This window comes from Bifidobacterium sp. UTCIF-39 (assembly GCF_006408715.1).
Lineage (GTDB): Bacteria > Actinomycetota > Actinomycetes > Actinomycetales > Bifidobacteriaceae > Galliscardovia > Galliscardovia tissieri.
In genome coordinates this window covers 84,205-100,700 of sequence record NZ_JEOG01000005.1, presented here as the reverse complement: position 1 = coordinate 100,700, position 16,496 = coordinate 84,205, and the positions used below count along the sequence as shown (strand labels likewise).

General features: G+C 62.9%; 13 protein-coding genes. 8 read left to right on the top strand and 5 right to left on the bottom strand.

Translation table 11 applies throughout. The features are described 5' to 3' along the window. Window positions 1-4: 4 nt before the first annotated feature. On the bottom strand, window positions 5-2,863 hold the full coding sequence (locus EP30_RS03255) for an ABC transporter permease (protein WP_140556091.1): 2,859 nt from the start codon (window positions 2,861-2,863) through the stop codon (window positions 5-7). Then, window positions 2,860-3,774 (bottom strand): ABC transporter ATP-binding protein, encoded by a 915-nt coding sequence (locus EP30_RS03250; protein WP_140556089.1) that lies wholly within the window; start codon window positions 3,772-3,774, stop codon window positions 2,860-2,862. Before EP30_RS03250 ends, EP30_RS03255 begins: the two co-directional genes overlap by 4 nt. Window positions 3,775-3,892: 118 nt before the next feature. On the opposite strand from EP30_RS03250, the gene EP30_RS03245 reads away from it, so the two are divergent. After that, a complete protein-coding gene (locus EP30_RS03245; RefSeq protein ID WP_258185340.1) occupies window positions 3,893-5,029 on the top strand; it encodes an ROK family transcriptional regulator in 1,137 nt (378 codons plus the stop codon). Window positions 5,030-5,160: 131 nt separating this feature from the next. Here the strand turns inward: EP30_RS03245 and EP30_RS03240 are convergent, their stop codons facing one another. After that, complete coding sequence (locus tag EP30_RS03240; RefSeq protein ID WP_094663584.1) at window positions 5,161-6,477, bottom strand: O-acetylhomoserine aminocarboxypropyltransferase/cysteine synthase family protein; 1,317 nt, start codon at window positions 6,475-6,477, stop codon at window positions 5,161-5,163. A gap of 296 nt (window positions 6,478-6,773) precedes the next feature. Between EP30_RS03240 and EP30_RS03235 the strand changes: the two genes are divergently transcribed. The 4 genes from EP30_RS03235 to EP30_RS03220 all read left to right on the top strand — a co-directional run bounded on the left by EP30_RS03235 (window position 6,774) and on the right by EP30_RS03220 (window position 11,312). After that, window positions 6,774-7,655: a pyridoxamine kinase gene (locus tag EP30_RS03235; protein ID WP_094663582.1), complete on the top strand. Its 882-nt coding sequence runs from the start codon at window positions 6,774-6,776 to the stop codon at window positions 7,653-7,655. Between the two features lie 124 nt (window positions 7,656-7,779). Next, window positions 7,780-8,295 (top strand): YraN family protein, encoded by a 516-nt coding sequence (locus tag EP30_RS03230; RefSeq protein WP_094663580.1) that lies wholly within the window; start codon window positions 7,780-7,782, stop codon window positions 8,293-8,295. Then, window positions 8,295-9,833 (top strand): YifB family Mg chelatase-like AAA ATPase, encoded by a 1,539-nt coding sequence (locus EP30_RS03225; RefSeq protein WP_140556086.1) that lies wholly within the window; start codon window positions 8,295-8,297, stop codon window positions 9,831-9,833. The genes EP30_RS03230 and EP30_RS03225 overlap by 1 nt, the downstream gene beginning before the upstream one ends. A 15-nt stretch (window positions 9,834-9,848) precedes the next feature. After that, a complete protein-coding gene (locus EP30_RS03220) occupies window positions 9,849-11,312 on the top strand; it encodes a DNA-processing protein DprA (RefSeq protein WP_140556084.1) in 1,464 nt (487 codons plus the stop codon). Window positions 11,313-11,322: 10 nt separating this feature from the next. Here EP30_RS03220 and EP30_RS03215 read toward each other — a convergent pair whose 3' ends face one another. Continuing rightward, complete coding sequence (locus EP30_RS03215; RefSeq protein ID WP_094663758.1) at window positions 11,323-11,664, bottom strand: MGMT family protein; 342 nt, start codon at window positions 11,662-11,664, stop codon at window positions 11,323-11,325. Window positions 11,665-11,741: 77 nt separating this feature from the next. Here EP30_RS03215 and EP30_RS03210 point away from each other — a divergent pair, with 77 nt between their 5' ends. The 3 genes from EP30_RS03210 to EP30_RS03200 all read left to right on the top strand — a co-directional run bounded on the left by EP30_RS03210 (window position 11,742) and on the right by EP30_RS03200 (window position 15,496). Continuing rightward, window positions 11,742-13,616 (top strand): FAD-binding protein, encoded by a 1,875-nt coding sequence (locus EP30_RS03210; RefSeq protein WP_140556081.1) that lies wholly within the window; start codon window positions 11,742-11,744, stop codon window positions 13,614-13,616. Between the two features lie 183 nt (window positions 13,617-13,799). Next, a complete protein-coding gene (locus EP30_RS03205; RefSeq protein WP_258185338.1) occupies window positions 13,800-14,771 on the top strand; it encodes a succinate dehydrogenase/fumarate reductase iron-sulfur subunit in 972 nt (323 codons plus the stop codon). Continuing rightward, on the top strand, window positions 14,771-15,496 hold the full coding sequence (locus EP30_RS03200) for an O-methyltransferase (RefSeq protein ID WP_140556079.1): 726 nt from the start codon (window positions 14,771-14,773) through the stop codon (window positions 15,494-15,496). Before EP30_RS03205 ends, EP30_RS03200 begins: the two co-directional genes overlap by 1 nt. A gap of 60 nt (window positions 15,497-15,556) precedes the next feature. Here the strand turns inward: EP30_RS03200 and EP30_RS03195 are convergent, their stop codons facing one another. Next, window positions 15,557-16,495, bottom strand: coding sequence for a TIGR00730 family Rossman fold protein (locus EP30_RS03195; protein ID WP_140556077.1), 939 nt, complete (start codon window positions 16,493-16,495; stop codon window positions 15,557-15,559). Between the last annotated feature and the right edge of the window lies 1 nt (window position 16,496).

Genomic DNA, 16,496 nt, shown 5'->3' with positions numbered 1-16,496 from the left:
TCCCCTACTCCGACGCGACGGCGTCGAGTACCGGTTTTCGCAGCGCGCGACCGGCCGGCTGCACGCTGGCCAGCAAACCGACCAGAATCGACAGCGCAAGGAACGCCCCAAGCTGATCCCAGGGAACACTGAGCGTCTCCAATCCCTTGCTGCTGTACACGGCACGGATCACCACGCCGGCACCCACACCCGTAACCAGTCCGAGCAACGTACCGAACACCGATATGATCGCCGCCTCGATGGCCAGCATGCCACGCACCTGACCCCGCGACGTGCCGATCGCCCGCAGCAGACCGATCTCCTTGGTGCGTTCCGACACCGACAGCGCCAGGGTGTTCACGATGCCGAAGATCGCGATCACGATCGACAGTGCGAGCAACGCGTACAGGATGACGAGGATCTGATCCACCATCGAGCTCATGGTGGACTTGTAGTCCTCCCGGTCAAGCACCGACAGCACGTAATACGGTTTGACCGCCTTGACCAGACGTCCCCGCAACGCTTCGATATCCGTGCCGTCCTTCGCGGCGATAAACAGCTGGATCGTGAACATGGTCTGCTGGTCGGCGAGCTTTTCGGCGGTCTCGTCGTTCATCAGCACCATCGTGCGATAGACGGCGTTCGAAATGACCGCACCGACCTTCACCGTAGCCGTGGTGGTCTCGGTTTTCGTACGGACCAGCGTGGACGGGTCCACGTTCTGCGCGTCCGCGACGGCCTGCTGCGCTTCGGCGGCCTTGGTCTGGGCTCCCGCGGAATCGCCGGCCATCGCCAGTTTCTTCGCCTCCTGCTGTAGCGCGTCGACCTTCGCCTGCGTCTGGGCCTGCCAGTCTGCCTGCGCCTTGGCGGTGGCCTCCTCGTCCACGCTGACACGTTCGCCGGTCATGGTCACCGTATCGCCGACGTGCCAGTCGCGATCCTTGGCGATGGTCTCGCCCACCACAAGCTCGCCGTCATGCAGCGCCTTGTTCGCGTCTCCGGATACGACGACCGGGGCGAACACGTCGGTGAACAGCGACGGCTGTTCGGCGAACGAGGTACCGTTGATGCGCTTGCCATCGTACTTGACGTTCATCAGCATGCGGCTGGTGGATACCGATTTCACGCCGTCGACCTTCTTGACGGCATCGACCGCGGCGTCGGGGATCTGCCCGTTGGCCGCGGACGACACCGCGAAGTCGGATTTGAGTCCCGTGTCGACGATGCCTGCGACCGACGCCTTGGCGGATGCGGCCACCACGGCCAGACAGCTGACGATCGCCACGCCCACGAACAGTGCCGCGGCGGTGTTCGCCGTGCGTCGTTTCTGCCGGGACAGGTTACGTACGGCAAGACAACCGGTCACCCGGAACACGAGCGATGGCAGGAATCCCAGCACGAGACCAGCCGGGCGAACCAGTGCCGGGGCCAATACGATCACGCCGATGACGATAAGTCCGGCGCCAACGCCCAGCGGCCAGCCGGTACCATACCGATCGGCGATCGTGTTAAGGAAACCGACCGGGGTGGGGGTGCCATCCACCGTGGCGATCCGCCAGCAGAACAGCCAGGCCACCACGCCGAGAGCGACCATGATCGCGCCGATGATCGCCCGCGCCCGTACCGGCTTCTCCGGATTGACGGTCTCGTTCATCGCCTGGATGGGCGGCGCCATGGCGGCGCGCCGGGCCGGCAGAGCCGCTCCGATGAACGTGACGACCACGCCGACCACCAGTCCGACGAGCATGTCGGATACGCTCGGACTGGCGGTTCCGCTCAGCGGTGTTCCCATCTTCGCCATGCCGAACACGATGAGTCGCACCATGCCCCAGCCCAGCCCGATGCCTGCCGCCGAGCCGACCAGACCGAGCAGCAGCGCCTGGATGATCACCGTGGAGAACACCTGCATGGGCGAGGCTCCGACGGATCGCAGCAGCGCGTATCCCCGCATCGATTCACGCACGATCATGGAGAACGTGTTGGCGATGATGAACGAACCGACGAACAGCGCGATCACCGCGAAGATGAGGATCAGCGGCTGGATGAAGCCGAGCATGTCCTTGATGGATTTCGAGTATTCGTCACGTAGCTGATCGCCCGTGATCGCATGCGCCTTGGAGCCGGCGGGCAGGGCCTGATTGATGCGGTCGGCGAGCGCCTGTTGCTGTTCGCCGCTGAGCGGCTGTCCCTTGTTGCCGGTTCCATAGACCCCGATGTACTGGGTCTGGCCGATCTCGCCGGTCTGCTGCTGGTACAGATCCTTGGCCACGCTGGGGGCGAGTCCGATGATGATCGCGCCGGCCTGTGACACGTCGGTGTTGAAGATGCCGACCACCTTCACGTCCTCCGGCCCGGATGGGTAGACGAGTTTGGTGGTGTCCCCCACCTTGAGTCCCGCAGCTTCGGCGGCGTAGGAGTGCAACGCCATCTCGTCGCGGTTTTCGGCCCATCGGCCCTCGGTGAGGTGGGCGGACCGCCAGGTGCCCTTCTCCAATCCGATGCCCATGGTGGGCGATCCCATGGTGGACACGGCATTGCCGTCCTGCTTCACCAGTACGAGGGAACCACTGACGGAATAGACGACCTCCGCGGTGCCGACGCCCTTGACGGTTTTGACGTCATCCACCAGTGAGTCGTCGATGGTGTTGTAGGTCGTCATCGACGAGGACGAGGCGTCCGTATCGTCGTCCTTCTTCTCGTCGCTGCCGCGCACGTACACATCATGGTCGGTGTTCGATCCCATCATCTGGTCGACCTGGTCGTTCATCAGCTCGCGGAAGCAGAACGATCCGACCACGAACGATACGCCCAGCGCGATCGCGATGATCGACATCACGAATCGCGAGAAATGGGCGCGGGCGTCGCGCAATCCGATCCGGATCATACGGTAGCCCCGCCTTCCATCGTTCCCATCGACTTTTGGGCAATCGGTTCATCCACACCATCCGTGTCGCCTTCGGCGGCGAACACGTCGAGGATCTGCTCGTAGGAGGGATTGCTCATGTCGTTGACGATGCGGCCGTCGGCGAGGACAAGCACACGATCGGCGTAGGAGGCCGCGCGCGGGTCATGCGTCACCATAACGATGGTCTGCCCGTAGTCGTGCACGGACTGTTTGAGGAAGCTCAGCACCTCCCGGCTGGATCGCGAATCGAGGTTGCCGGTGGGCTCGTCGGCGAAGATGACGGATGGACGGGCCATCAGGGCGCGGGCGCAGGCGACACGCTGCTGCTGGCCACCGGACAACTGGCTGGGCCGGTGCGTGAGTCGTTGTTCCAGACCCACCACATGCACCACATGGTCGAACCACGCACGGTCGATGGGCCGACCGGCGATCTGCAACGGCAGCAGGATGTTCTCCTCGGCGCTCAGCGTGGGCACCAGATTGAACGACTGGAAGATGAAGCCGATCTGCTCGCGGCGCAGTTTCGTCAGCTGCCGTTGTCCCATGGCCGATACTTCAAGGCCTTCCACGAACACCTTGCCGGATGTCGGCACGTCCAGTCCCGCCATGCAATGCATGAGTGTGGATTTGCCGGAGCCGGACGGGCCCATGATGGCGGTCATCTGACCACGCATGAACTCCACGCTCACATGGTCGAGCGCCACTACAGCCGTGTCCTTGTCTCCGTAGGTCTTGACCAGATCCACGGCGCGGGCCACTGCCTCGCCGCCGTTCCGTACCTCCGGGTCCGCGGTCCGTCGTGAAGTCGCGATCCGTGAGGCACTCGTGGCGTTCGTATTGTCGCCGCGTCCACGTCGAGCCTGCACCGCCTGCGCCGTATGTCGTCCCATGGCACCATCCATTCCGTCGAACGTTCTCTGCCATCGTACCCATGATCTTTTCATTGGTCGATGAACTCGTCCGTGAATCGTCCGTCCATTACAATGAACCGGGAAGAAAGGCTTTCGATTGGCAACTGCAACAACGGCGCAGGTCAAGGTGCACAACCGTCATCAGGTGCTTGACCATATTTACCGCAACCAGGGCTCGTCCAAGCAGGACATCATGCGCGCCCTGAACATGAGTCTGCCCACGATCACGCAGAACCTGCGCGATCTTGAGGCCGACGGGCTGATCCGACGCGGCGGCTTCTTCAAGTCGACCGGCGGACGTAAGCCGCAAATCTATACGTTCAATAATCGCGCGGCCATCGCCATCGGCGTACGTATGACGGCCCGGCAGATCATCCTGTGCGCGGTGGATCTGCGTGGCACCTGCATCAAACGCGCCACGGGAAGGCTTCCCTACCGGCACGCACACGCCTACTATCACCGTATCTGTCAGCTCATCGACCAGTTCATCGGCTCGCTTGGCGAGGACGGCGATCATGTGATCGGCGTGGCGTTCTGCATGCAGGGCATCGTGTCGCCCGACGGCCGGAGCATCGTATTCGGTGACATTCTGGGCAATACCGGGCTGGGTCTGGAGGAATTCGAACGGAAGCTCACGGTGCCGTGCACGTTCATCCACGATTCGGATGCCTCGGCCATGGCCGAGCTCTGGCTGGATCCGTCGATCGATGATGCGTTGTGCATCTATCTTGAACAGTATATGGGCGGCGCGGTGATCATCGACGGCAGGCTACGTCAGGGCGGTACGATGAAGAACGGCACGATCGAACACATGACCCTGGTACCGGACGGCGATGAATGCTACTGCGGACAGCGGGGATGCGCGGACGTCTACTGTTCGGCACGCGTGCTGATCAGCCAACGTGACGAGACCCTGGACGAGTTCTTCAATCAGGTGCGCGACGACGAGTACGCGCATCGTCGTATTTTCAGTCTGTATCTCGATCATCTGGCCCAGGCGATCAAGAACATGCGCACGGTGCTCAACTGCGATGTGATCGTGGGCGGACAGGCCGGACAGTTTCTCACCACCGACGACATCGTCGAGCTGCGAATGAGGGTGAATCGGATCAGCGCCTTCCCCGACGATGATTTCACGATTCGAAAAAGCGCCTGCAGGCCTGATCAGGATGTGATCGGTTCCGCGCTGATCTATGTTCGGGAATTCCTGGATGGCGTCTGCGGCACCGACTGACGGCTGTCGGGCCAAGGCGGTTTGGACCGCACGATGATTGGTGAATATAGGAAAACGGACGCGCACCGCATCCCCCGGCGGTGTACGTCCGTTATTTTCCTATACGCGAGTAAGCTTCCCCGTGATCGGCGTCACTTGGCGAGGCCGGAGGCGCGGACGGCCTCGAAGCCGGCCTTGAGATCGTCGAGGATGTCCTCGATGTTCTCGGTACCGATCGACAGGCGGATGGTGCCCTGGTGGATGCCCTGATCCTCAAGCTCCTCCAGCGTCTCCTGGGAGTGCGTGGTGGAGGCCGGGTGAATGACGAGGCTCTTCACATCAGCGACATTGGCCAGTAGGCTGAACAGGTGCAGGTTGTTGATGAACACACGTGCCGCGTCCTTGCCGCCCTTGATGTCGAAGGTGAAGATGGAGCCGGCGCCGTTCGGGAAGTACTTCTTGTACAGCTCGTGGTCGCGACGGCCCTCGATGCTCGGGTGGGAGACGGACTCGACTTCCGGCACGGTCTGCAGGTACTCGACAACCTTCAGCGCATTCTGCACGTGACGCTCAACGCGCAGAGACAGGGTTTCGGTGCCCTGCAGGAGCAGGAACGCGGCGAACGGGGAGAGCGTGGCGCCGGTGTCGCGCAGCAGGATGGCGCGAATGCGGGTCACGAATGCGGCACCGCCCAGAGCCTCGTAGAAGTTCAGGCCGTGGTAGGACGGATCCGGCTCAGTCAGGGTCGGGAACTTGCCCGGCACCTCGGCCCAGTTGAACTTGCCGCCTTCGACGACCACACCACCCAGCGTGGTGCCGTGGCCACCGATGAACTTGGTGGCGGACTCAACGACCACATCGGCGCCGTGCTCGAGCGGACGGAACAGGTACGGGGTGGCGAAGGTGTTGTCGACAATCACCGGCAGGTGATGCTTGTGGGCGATCTCGGAAATGGCCTCGAAGTCAGGCAGGTCGGCGTTCGGGTTGCCGAAGGTCTCGAAGTAGACGAGCTTAGTGTTCTCCTGGATGGCATCCTCGAAGTTCTGCGGAACCTCCGGGTCGACGAAGGTGGTGGTGATGCCGTCGCGCGGCAGCGTGTGCTTGAGCAGGTTGAAGGTGCCGCCGTAGATGTTCTTGGAGGAGACGATGTGGTCGCCGGACTGGGTGATGTTGCGAACCGCGTACTCGACGGCCGCGGCGCCGGAGGCCACCGCGATGCCGGCGGTGCCACCTTCGAGGGCGGCGATACGGTCCTCGAACACGCCCTGGGTGGAGTTGGTCAGACGACCGTAGATGTTGCCGGGATCAGCGAGACCGAAGCGGGCCTCGGCGTGATCGAAATCGTGGAAGACGTAGGAGGTGGTGGCGTAGATCGGGACGGCGCGGGAGTCGGTGGCCGGGTCGGCCTGCTCCTGGCCGACGTGCAGCTGCAGGGTTTCGAAACGGTAGTTCTTGTTGGCTTCAGCCATGAGGTTGTCTCCTTGAGTGTGGTTTGTTTGGTTGTTGGTAGTGACAATATGCGCTTGAAGGGCGTGGTTTCAAGCCCAAACGGGCTTTTCGCTATCGGGCTTGGTTATAGCCTTTTCCCAACCCTTGCGGGCGCAAAGGGTTTGCCGATGGCCGGAATCGTCCCTTCGGCGCGGTTTTCTCCCATGACACGCCGAGGAATCCGAATCGATCATCATCGAGCGACGGTAGTCTGGACGGGAACGGCTCCGCCGCATTGCCACCGTGGAGCCTCCCGACGATCGAGAAAGCGAGTTCCATGACCACGAACGACGACGCCGTGCTCTATCAGCGCGACCCCGACTACATCCCCCGCATCGCGGCCGTGCACGATATGTGCGGCTACGGCAAATGCTCACTGACCTCGGCGATTCCGATCCTGTCCGCCGCCGGATGCGACGTGTGCCCGGTACCCACGGCATTGTTCTCCGCGCACACGATGTACAAGGACTACACGTTCCACGACACCACCGACATGCTGAACGATTACCTTGACGCATGGGGCAAGGAGGGCGTGGAGCTCGACGGCGTGTATTCGGGATTCCTCGGCAGCGCCGGCCAGGTGGCCATCATCCAGCGTCTGTACCGTGAGTATCCGAACGCCCTACGACTGGTCGATCCGGTGATGGGCGATGGCGGTCACATGTACCCCACATACACCACGGAGCTGTGCGAGGCCATGGGCGCGCTGGCCGATGGTGCCGACGTGCTGATGCCGAACCTTACCGAGGCGTCGATCCTCACCGGGCGTGACTACCCGGGCAAGAACCTGACCGTCGACGAGGTAGCCGACTGGATGGATGCACTGCTGGCGCTCGGTGCCAAGAGCGTGGTGCTCAAGGGCGTGGATCGCGAAGACGGCATGATCCGTAACTATGTGGCCACCGCGGACTCCGGAGTGGACGGCATGACCGAACTGGCCCATGAGAAGCTGCCATACATGATCCACGGCACCGGCGACGCCTTCGCCTCGGCGTTGTGCGGCGCGGTGATGGCTGGCCGCACGCTCGCCGAAAGCGCCCGCATCGCCGGCGAATTCGTACGTTCCGCCATGAAGTCCACCCGCAACCAGCCACACTTTGAGGAACGTGGCGTGAGCTTCGAACTCAATCTTGCGGAGCTCACCGGCCTGGTGGGCTGACCGCCACGGCAAGACTGGCATGGCCGGCGTCGACTCGCGTACCGCCGGCCATGCCGGGGGTGCATTCGACCACATTGCGCCGTAACCCTAGACGGACCACGACGCATGATGATGGACTCGAATCATGACAGATTCAATCCTCACCCCAGCAGCATCCCTCCTCTCTCCCACTCCATCGAACGCACCATCAGCGGCCGATGCCTCCATCATCTCTTCCGTCTCCAATCCCTTCGAACGATTCAACAGGCTTACCGCCGCCCTGCACGAGCCCGGCCTCACGCCGAAACGGCTCGGCGCACTCGGCGAGGCCTATGGCGTCCTCTGGCTTGAACGTCGCGGCTGGCGGGTCGTGGACCGCAACTGGCATTCCCGGTACGGCGAACTCGACATCATTGCGCTCACTCCTGATGATCGGCTCTCGTTCGTAGAGGTCAAGACCCGTCGCAATGCCAGTTTCGGCAGTCCGCAATCAGCAGTGAACGCGCACAAGCAGACCACGCTGCGCCGTGCCGGGATCCAATGGCTACAGGAGCGCGGACACGACTTCCCCCACGTTTCCACACGCTTCGACGTACTGGCGATCACCGTGCACGGCTCACGACGAGCCCCTGAAGTCCATCTGATTCCGGGAGCGTTCTGATGCGTATAGGTACCGCACTCTCCGTCAGCCTGAACGGGTTGAAGGCATTCACCGTAAGCATGCAGGCGTATATCTCCCCCGGACTGCCCTATTTCAGTATCATCGGACTTCCCGATACCTCCCTGTCCGAGGCCCGGGAACGGGTGAAATCGGCCTGTGCCTCCGCCGGATTCTCCTGGCCGGAGACGCGGGTGACCGTGAACCTGTCCCCCGCATCCCTGCCCAAAAGCGGTGCCGCCCACGATCTGGCGATCGCGGCGAGCGTACTGTGCGCAGGCGGTGCGATCCCCCATGATTCACTATCCGACACGCTGGTACTGGGCGAGCTCAAACTCGACGGCACGGTGCTGCCGGTCACCGGTCTGCTGCCGATCCTGCTGCATGCGCGCAACAGCGGCATCGCCAAGGCATTCATTCCCCATAGCAATCATGAGGAAGCCGAACTGGTTCCCGACATCGGCGTCGTGACGATCCGTCATGTAGGCGAACTCATCGAACATATGGGAGGCAAGACCAAGTATCGGATTCCCGACGATTCCTACGAACTGCGTACCCCGTCATTCGATGATCCACTGAGCGACAAGCCGGCCACTGGACTGGACATGAGTCAGGTCATGGGTCAGGAGCATACGAAGTGGGCGTTGGAGGTCGCGGCCGCGGGAGGCCATCATGTGATCATGGTGGGGCCTCCCGGCGCGGGCAAGACGATGCTGGCCTCACGACTGCCTACGATCATGCCGCCGATGAACGAACGACAGCAGCTGGAGGTCGCCTCGATCCGTTCACTCTGCGGCACGCTCACCGAACATGGCATCACCGATGTTCCCCCGTACGAGGCCCCGCATCACACCGCCAGTGTGGCGGCACTGGTGGGAGGCGGGTCCGGGATAGCCCGCCCGGGTGCCATCACCCGCGCGCACAACGGCGTGCTGTTCATGGATGAGGCACCCGAATTCCCGCCACGCGTGCTGCAGACCATTCGCGAGCCGTTGGAGACGGGATACGTGGCGATCTCCCGGTCCAAGGGCAATGCCCACTACCCCGCACGATTCCAGCTGGTCATGGCCGCAAACCCCTGTCCGTGCGGATTCGGATGGGGTACCGGGGAGAAATGCGTGTGCAGCGTTAAGGAGCGCACCCGGTACTGGAATCGATTGTCCGGTCCGATTCTTGACCGTATCGATATTCAGATCACCGTGCCGCCCATCGCGACCTTCACCCCGACCGCCGCATCACCCGCCGAGACCAGCGCCACGATCCGGGCACGCGTGATCGAGGCGCGCAATGCCGCCGCCGAACGGTATCGGTTCGAAAACTGGCCATGTAACGCCAAGGCCAGCGGAGAATGGCTCAGAGCCCACACGTCGGCCAAGGCGCTGATGCCGCTCACACAGGCGTTGGAGCAGCAACGACTGAGCCTGAGAGGCGCCGATCGAGCCCTTCGCCTGGCGTGGACGCTGTCCGACGTTGCAGGCCGGACCAGTCCCGACGCGCAGGACGTGTCATCCGGCATCGCCCTGCGCACCCGATTGCGATGATGGGAGGCACCGATTATGACAAGGCTTGCTCACCCCGACCACGACAGCAGGACTCTTTCGCTCGACGCCGACGCGTTGGCCCGTGCCGTGCTGTCATTCTGCGCCGATGGTCCGGATGCGCTGATGTTCGCGGCGCTCAAGGGCACGCAATCCGCCAGCCTGCTTCTGGCGCTGCTGGCAGCCCCCTCGTCCGGCTCACCGCCTGCATGGCTTGACGATCAGGGCCGCATCGACACGATGATCGGCAAGGCCAATGCCGAACTGGACCGGTTCTTCATCGTCGGTGCCGCGCGATGGGGACGCCGTCCCGATGCGCGTGGACTGGAACGATTCCACACGGCGCTTTCCCGATGGCGTGAGCGACTCTCCACGCTGCCCGTTCATGCATGGGAAACGCTGACGGATCATTTCACCTTTCACGGCGGACAGTGGATCATCGGCCCCGGCTCACCGTACTGGCCCGGTCAGCTCGACGATCTGGCCATCCGTTCCGATTGGGCTCCCCCGCTGTGCCTGTGGGGCATGGGGAACCCCGCCACGCTGGTCAGCTGTGATGAGCCGATCGCCGTCGTCGGGTCACGCGATGTCAACGATTATGGCCGGTTCGTGGCCCGCAGCGTGGGGCTGCAGGCCGCCCGCCACGGTCATCTCGTGGTGTCCGGAGGAGCGAAGGGTGCCGATGCGGCGGCGCATTGGGGCGCACTCGCGGCGCGGGAGGAGCGTGAGGGCTCGGACGACCCCGAACATGCCGGGCGTACGGTGGCGGTATTCGCCGGCGGAGTGGAGCGCCGTGGCCCCTCATGCAACTTCAGACTGTTCGATGCCATGCTCATGACACAGGGTGCTCTGATCAGTGAGATGCCACCCGGCACCGTCCCCGAGGCGCGACGGTTTCTGCTCCGCAATCGGATCATCGCCGCAATGGCCGGTGTGATCGTCGTGGCGCAGGCCCGTCACCGTTCCGGCGCATTGAACACCGCCACCTGGGCCGCGGAGATGAACCGGACTCTGGTCGCCGCGCCCGGCGACATCGACGAGCCATACAACACCGGATGCAATCGCCTGGTGCATGACGGCAAGGCCGTATTGCTCGCCTCGGCCACGGATATCAGCGAAATCTGCCATCCGGAGCACACGCCATACCTGTTGGACACACCGCATGGCGAACCATCCGATGACGACGAATCCGACGGCGACACGACCATCACCGTCGAGGACCCTCTGCAGACGATGATGCTGGCCGCCATACGCTCTCTCGGCCGGGAGCACATCGTCTGCACGATGGACACCGTAATCGCACGGATACGCGAACGGCATCCCGGCAAGGTTATCGGCGTCGCCGCCGCACAACGGGCCCTGGCCGCATTGGAAGCGGCGGAACTCATCGCCATGGATGCGGACGGCACAATAGGTGTCACTCGCCGATCCGGAACCCGGGCCATGCCGGAGGACCATATCAGCGTTCAGCATCCGCTTTAGCGGTATAGGCTCATGCCCTCCACTGGCAGCGGTCGAGATCCACTTTCCATCCATCGGCGCCGCATGGTGCGTTCCCAGTCGGAGGCACGAAAGCCACGCCCTCCTCCTCCAGCAACTCCCGTTGACGATCGGGACCGCCGAATGCGAATCCGGGGGCCAAAGAACCGTCCCGAAACACCACGCGATGGCAGGGGATTACACCGGGCTCGGGATTCGCATGCAACGCGAAACCGACAAACCGGGCGGAACGCGGGGCTCCCGCCAAAGCCGCCACCTGACCGTAGGTAGCGACCCGCCCTTTCGGAATACGCCGAACCACGTCATAGACCCGCTGGGAAAACGTCTGCTCCATGGCTCCCATTATCCACGGCATCCAGCCGCGTCAGAGCCGGTCCTCCCCCGGTCATGGCTTGTGGGACAATCGAACCTATGAGTCCGAAGCAGTTGGAAACACAGTATGACGTGGTAATCGTGGGCGCAGGCGCGGCAGGCCTGTCGGCAAGTCTGGGACTGGTCAGGTCGGACCAGTTCGCGCAGATGAAGGAGGAGGGACGCACCCCTCGTATTCTGGTCATTTCGAAGCTTCAGCCGCTGCGCTCCCACACCGGTTCCGCGGAGGGCGGCATCGCGGCCAGTCTGGGCAATATCGATCATGACGACTGGCACTGGCATTTCTACGACACGATCAAGGGCAGCGACTGGCTCGCCGATCAGGACATGGCCGAGATCCTCGCCAAGGAGGCGCCGGCCACGGTGATCGGTCTGGAGCATGACGGTGTGGCGTTCTCTCGTACCGAGGACGGTCATATCGCCCAACGTCTGTTCGGCGGGCATACCGCGGAGTTCGGCAAGCAGCCGGTTCGTCGCACCGCCTACGCCGCCGACCGCATCGGCCATCAGATTCTGCACGCGCTCTGGCAGCAGTGCGTCAAGGAGGGCGTTGAATTCGCCGAGGAATGGTACGTCAGTGACCTCGTGCTGGAACGCGACGGCAATGGCCATGCCATGGCGCGTGGTCTGGTGGTGATCGACACGCACACCGGTACCGTGCATGGCGTGAATGCGCGCAATATCGTTCTGGCCACCGGTGGCGCAGGCCGGCTCTTCCACACCACATCGAACTCCTGGGATCTGACCGGTGACGGCATGGCATTGGCGCTCGAGGCGGGCCTGCAGCTGGAGGACATCGAGTTCGTGCAGTTCCACCCCACGGGTCTGGCCCACACCGGCATCCTGCTGTCCGAGGCCGCTCGCGGCGAAGGCGGACGACTGCTCAACGCCGACGGCGAACACTTCATGGACCGGTATGCCCCGGGGCACGGCGATCTTGCAGCACGCGACGTGGTGTCCCGCTCGATCGTTGCCGAGGTGGATGCCGGACGTGGAGTGGCCGACCCCAAGGACCCCGATGGCCCGAAGGACTGCGTCTGGCTTGACCTGACCGGCATCGGCGAGCAGGCGCTCAAGGAGAAGCTGCCCGAAGTGTGCGATACGGTACGTGAATACGCCGGACTCGACCCCGCGCACGATCTCATTCCGATCAAGCCGACCGCGCACTACACCATGGGCGGAATCCCGATCACCGCTGATGGCAACGTCTACGAATGGACTGACGACTCCCGTCGCACCGTCGAAGGCCTGTTCGCCGCCGGCGAATGCTCCTGCGTCAGCGTACACGGCGCGAACCGTCTGGGCGCGAACTCGCTGCTCGACGCCTGCCTGTTCGGCTCCCGCACCGGCGCAACGATCGCCCGACTCATTGCCGACGATCCCATGGCCGGAGCCCCCGACGAGGAGCTGACCGACATCGACACCACCGCCGTGGACGATGCCGCCGCACACCGCGAACAGGACCTCAAGGCATTGCTGCAGCCGGTGGACGATGACCAGATCGACACGGATGCGCCCGACGACAATCCCTACCGTCTGATGGCCGATCTGGGTGCGCTCATGGAACGGTATGCCGCCGTGCGATGCGATCATGACGGAATCGCCGCGGCGCTTGCCGAGATCGACGGCACGCTGTGCCCCCGTGTTGAGCTTCTGCACACGCATAGCGATACCGCCGCCTATAATCAGGAGCTCACCGCAATCCTCGAAGCCCGTCATCTGCTCACGCTGGCCGGCGTGATGCTTACCGCATCCGATGCACGAGAAGAGTCACGCGGATCGTTGTATCGCACGGATCATCCGCAGCGCGACGATGAACGGTTCCTGACGCATTCCATGGTGGATGGCGGCCGCAACGTCGCCTGGCAGCCGGTGATCATCACCGCGTATCCGCCGAAGGCCCGTCAATACTGAGTTCCGGACCGGTCCCGCCGCCGCCCGAGCCGATCATGTCGGTTCCATTCCCGACCAAGGCATATCCTCAGCGTTCTGACGCCGGAAATCGCGACAACGTCATTTCCGGCGTCAGAATGCTGAGTAGACTGTGTTGACAGCATGTACGAATTCATGCACGAATTTGCGAGGAGAAGAACATTCATGACCAATGCCGCAGTTGACCGTATGCTTACGGTGACCTTGCGCGTCTCCCGTTTCACCCCGAAGCCTGAACGCCCCGGCCGTCGTCGCGGCGGCAGCCCGTTCGGCTCCCGGTCGAAGTCCCCATTTGGGGGCGATGTCGCATCAGGCCGTACGAATCGCGCGCGCGGCAAGCGCTGGACGCAGGACTATACGTTGGACGTCCATGCCAGCGATTCGGTGCTGGACTGTCTGCTCGCCGTCAAGCGTGAACAGGATCCGTCCCTCGCGTTCCGCTACTCCTGTGGCCATGGCATGTGCGGGTCCGACGCGGTGGCCATCAACGGCACGCCCACTCTGCTGTGCACCGCCAAGGTGCGAGACTGGGTGCGCCCTGACACCCCCGGATTTGTCGACAGCGACGGGTTCCGTCCCACCGGGGAGCCTTTGGATGACGACGCGCACGCACTGAATCTTGACGACCTTGATCCGGACACCCCTCTGATCATCGAATTGGCGGCGCTGCCCGGATTCCCCACACAGCGCGATCTGATCGCGGACATTGATCCGATGCTGAATCAGATCCGCAAGCTCGAGCCGTATCTTAAGGCGTCGGGTGATCTGAAGGTCACTGACGAAGGCAAGATCAATGCGTTCGAATATCTGCAGAATCCCGCACAGCTCGCCCGATATGAGCTGCTGAGCAACTGCATCGCCTGCGGCGTGTGCGAGGGCAGCTGCCCGGTGTACGCGGGTGGAGACGCCTTCGTCGGCCCGGCGGCCATGATCGCCGCATCCCGATTCATCAACGATTCACGTGACGGTGCCACCGCCGACCGTCTGACCGCCCTGATGGAACCGGATGGCGCGCGTGCCTGTCAGTCCGTACGCGCCTGTTCAATGCACTGCCCCAAGGGCATCGACGTGGGCGAGGAGCTGTGGCAGACCATTCAGAAAGTGGATGCGGCAAGGGTGTCTTCGGAGGCCGAGTGATGAGCGGACGGGACTATTCCAAGCTGGCCAACGGCTGGGAGTTCATCGAGGATACCGCTTACGACAATGAATCGGATCTGTTGCACGAACTGCGCCGTCAGGCACTGGATGCGGGATTCGAACAGGGATCGGCGTCGCAGGCTCGATTCATGGCGATTCAGGTGCGGCAGGTCCGCGCGCGATCGGTGATCATCCTCGGCACCGGTGCGCTGGTGGAGACCGTTCATCTGATCGGCGCGCTGAATGCGCTGTCAGCCGATACCCCAGGTCAGCTCACCGCCGTCGATTCGTCGGCGCAAGGTACCGTCCTGATCCGCAAGGCGTTCAATCGGATGCAGGATCATACGCATGTCAAACTGCGTGTGGTCAACGCCAAGGCCGATGTGTTTCTTCCTCGGTTGAATCCCGGCGACTACGACATGGTGATCGTGACCGGTGACGAGCAGAATTACAGTGGGGCGTTCGACCACGCCTACCGTCTGCTGCGTCGTGACGGCGTGCTGATGCTGTGTGATGCGCTTGCCCTGCACAGTGCAAGCGCTACCCCATCACCCCGATCCCAGACCGAGGCATCAGGACAGGATCACAGCGGACAGCATCAGAGCAGCCAACATGACCGGGTGGCGCACATGTGTCAGTTGATCGACGACGCGTTCGACGACGAACGGTTCGACTCGGCGCTGATTCCAGTGGGCACCGGCATGATTCTCAGCATCAAACGATGATCTCGGCCGCCATTCGGCATCTCCGAGATCATCGTCATTGAAGGTCACTGTGCGATAAGGTCACTGTGCGATAAGGCGAGTGGCGTACTGCACGGCCTCGTCCGGGCTGTCAGTGAGCGTCACCAGATTCGGATCAATGGGCGAGATCATGCCACGATCCATCAGAGTGCTCTGGATCCAATCGAACAGTCCCTGCCAATACGCCGTATCGAACAGCACGATCGGCATCGTGGTGACCTTATGCGTCTGAACCAGAGTGAGCACTTCGAACATTTCGTCAAGCGTGCCGAATCCACCGGGGCAGACGATCACACCGGACGAATACTTGACGAACATGGTCTTGCGCACGAAGAAGTATCGGAACGTCATGCCCAGATTGACATAGTTGTTCATTCCCTGTTCGTGGGGCAGCTCGATGCCCAGCCCCACGGACTTTCCTCCGGCCAGGGATGCGCCTCGGTTCGCCGCCTCCATGATGCCGGGTCCGCCACCAGTGATCGTGGCCACCCCACGCTCGGCAAGCAGACGGCCCATCCTCCGGGCGGCCTTGTAGGCGGGATCGGTGCGTTGCGTACGGGCCGAGCCGAACACGGCCACCGCGGGACCGACCTCAGCCAGCGCACCGAATCCATCGACGAACTCCGCCTGGATGCGCAGAACACGCCAAGGATCCATATGCAGCCAGTCGGTACGATCGTCGGCACGCAGCAGATTGCCGATGGTGGTGTCTTCGGGGATCATGGATCCGCGCATCATCACCGGACCGCGATAATACGTGTCGTCATACGGGGAATCCGAATCGGCTGGCGCATTGGCGGAGGTTTCCAGCTTCGGCTCCACGATCTCCGCCGTGCTGACGCGGTTCTTGTCCTTGGCGCCCTTGCTCGACGACTTCCCATCCGTCGATTTCTTGTCCACCTTGGTGGATTTGGCCTTGGCCTTGTCCTTCCCCTTGCCGGACTTGGCCTTTTCGTGACTCTTCTTCACGATCTTCGCCATG

Bases quoted from the DNA above. Each gene is read 5' to 3' on its own strand.
- EP30_RS03200 (WP_140556079.1), top strand. From the start codon at position 14,771: ATGAGCGGACGGGACTATTCCAAGCTGGCCAACGGCTGGGAGTTCATC.
- EP30_RS03250 (WP_140556089.1), bottom strand. From the start codon at position 3,774: ATGGGACGACATACGGCGCAGGCGGTGCAGGCTCGACGTGGACGCGGC.
- EP30_RS03205 (WP_258185338.1), top strand. From the start codon at position 13,800: ATGACCAATGCCGCAGTTGACCGTATGCTTACGGTGACCTTGCGCGTC.
- EP30_RS03225 (WP_140556086.1), top strand. From the start codon at position 8,295: ATGCGTATAGGTACCGCACTCTCCGTCAGCCTGAACGGGTTGAAGGCA.
- EP30_RS03195 (WP_140556077.1), bottom strand. From the start codon at position 16,495: ATGGCGAAGATCGTGAAGAAGAGTCACGAAAAGGCCAAGTCCGGCAAG.
- EP30_RS03210 (WP_140556081.1), top strand. From the start codon at position 11,742: ATGAGTCCGAAGCAGTTGGAAACACAGTATGACGTGGTAATCGTGGGC.
- EP30_RS03220 (WP_140556084.1), top strand. From the start codon at position 9,849: ATGACAAGGCTTGCTCACCCCGACCACGACAGCAGGACTCTTTCGCTC.
- EP30_RS03235 (WP_094663582.1), top strand. From the start codon at position 6,774: ATGACCACGAACGACGACGCCGTGCTCTATCAGCGCGACCCCGACTAC.
- EP30_RS03215 (WP_094663758.1), bottom strand. From the start codon at position 11,664: ATGGAGCAGACGTTTTCCCAGCGGGTCTATGACGTGGTTCGGCGTATT.
- EP30_RS03230 (WP_094663580.1), top strand. From the start codon at position 7,780: ATGACAGATTCAATCCTCACCCCAGCAGCATCCCTCCTCTCTCCCACT.
- EP30_RS03240 (WP_094663584.1), bottom strand. From the start codon at position 6,477: ATGGCTGAAGCCAACAAGAACTACCGTTTCGAAACCCTGCAGCTGCAC.
- EP30_RS03255 (WP_140556091.1), bottom strand. From the start codon at position 2,863: ATGATCCGGATCGGATTGCGCGACGCCCGCGCCCATTTCTCGCGATTC.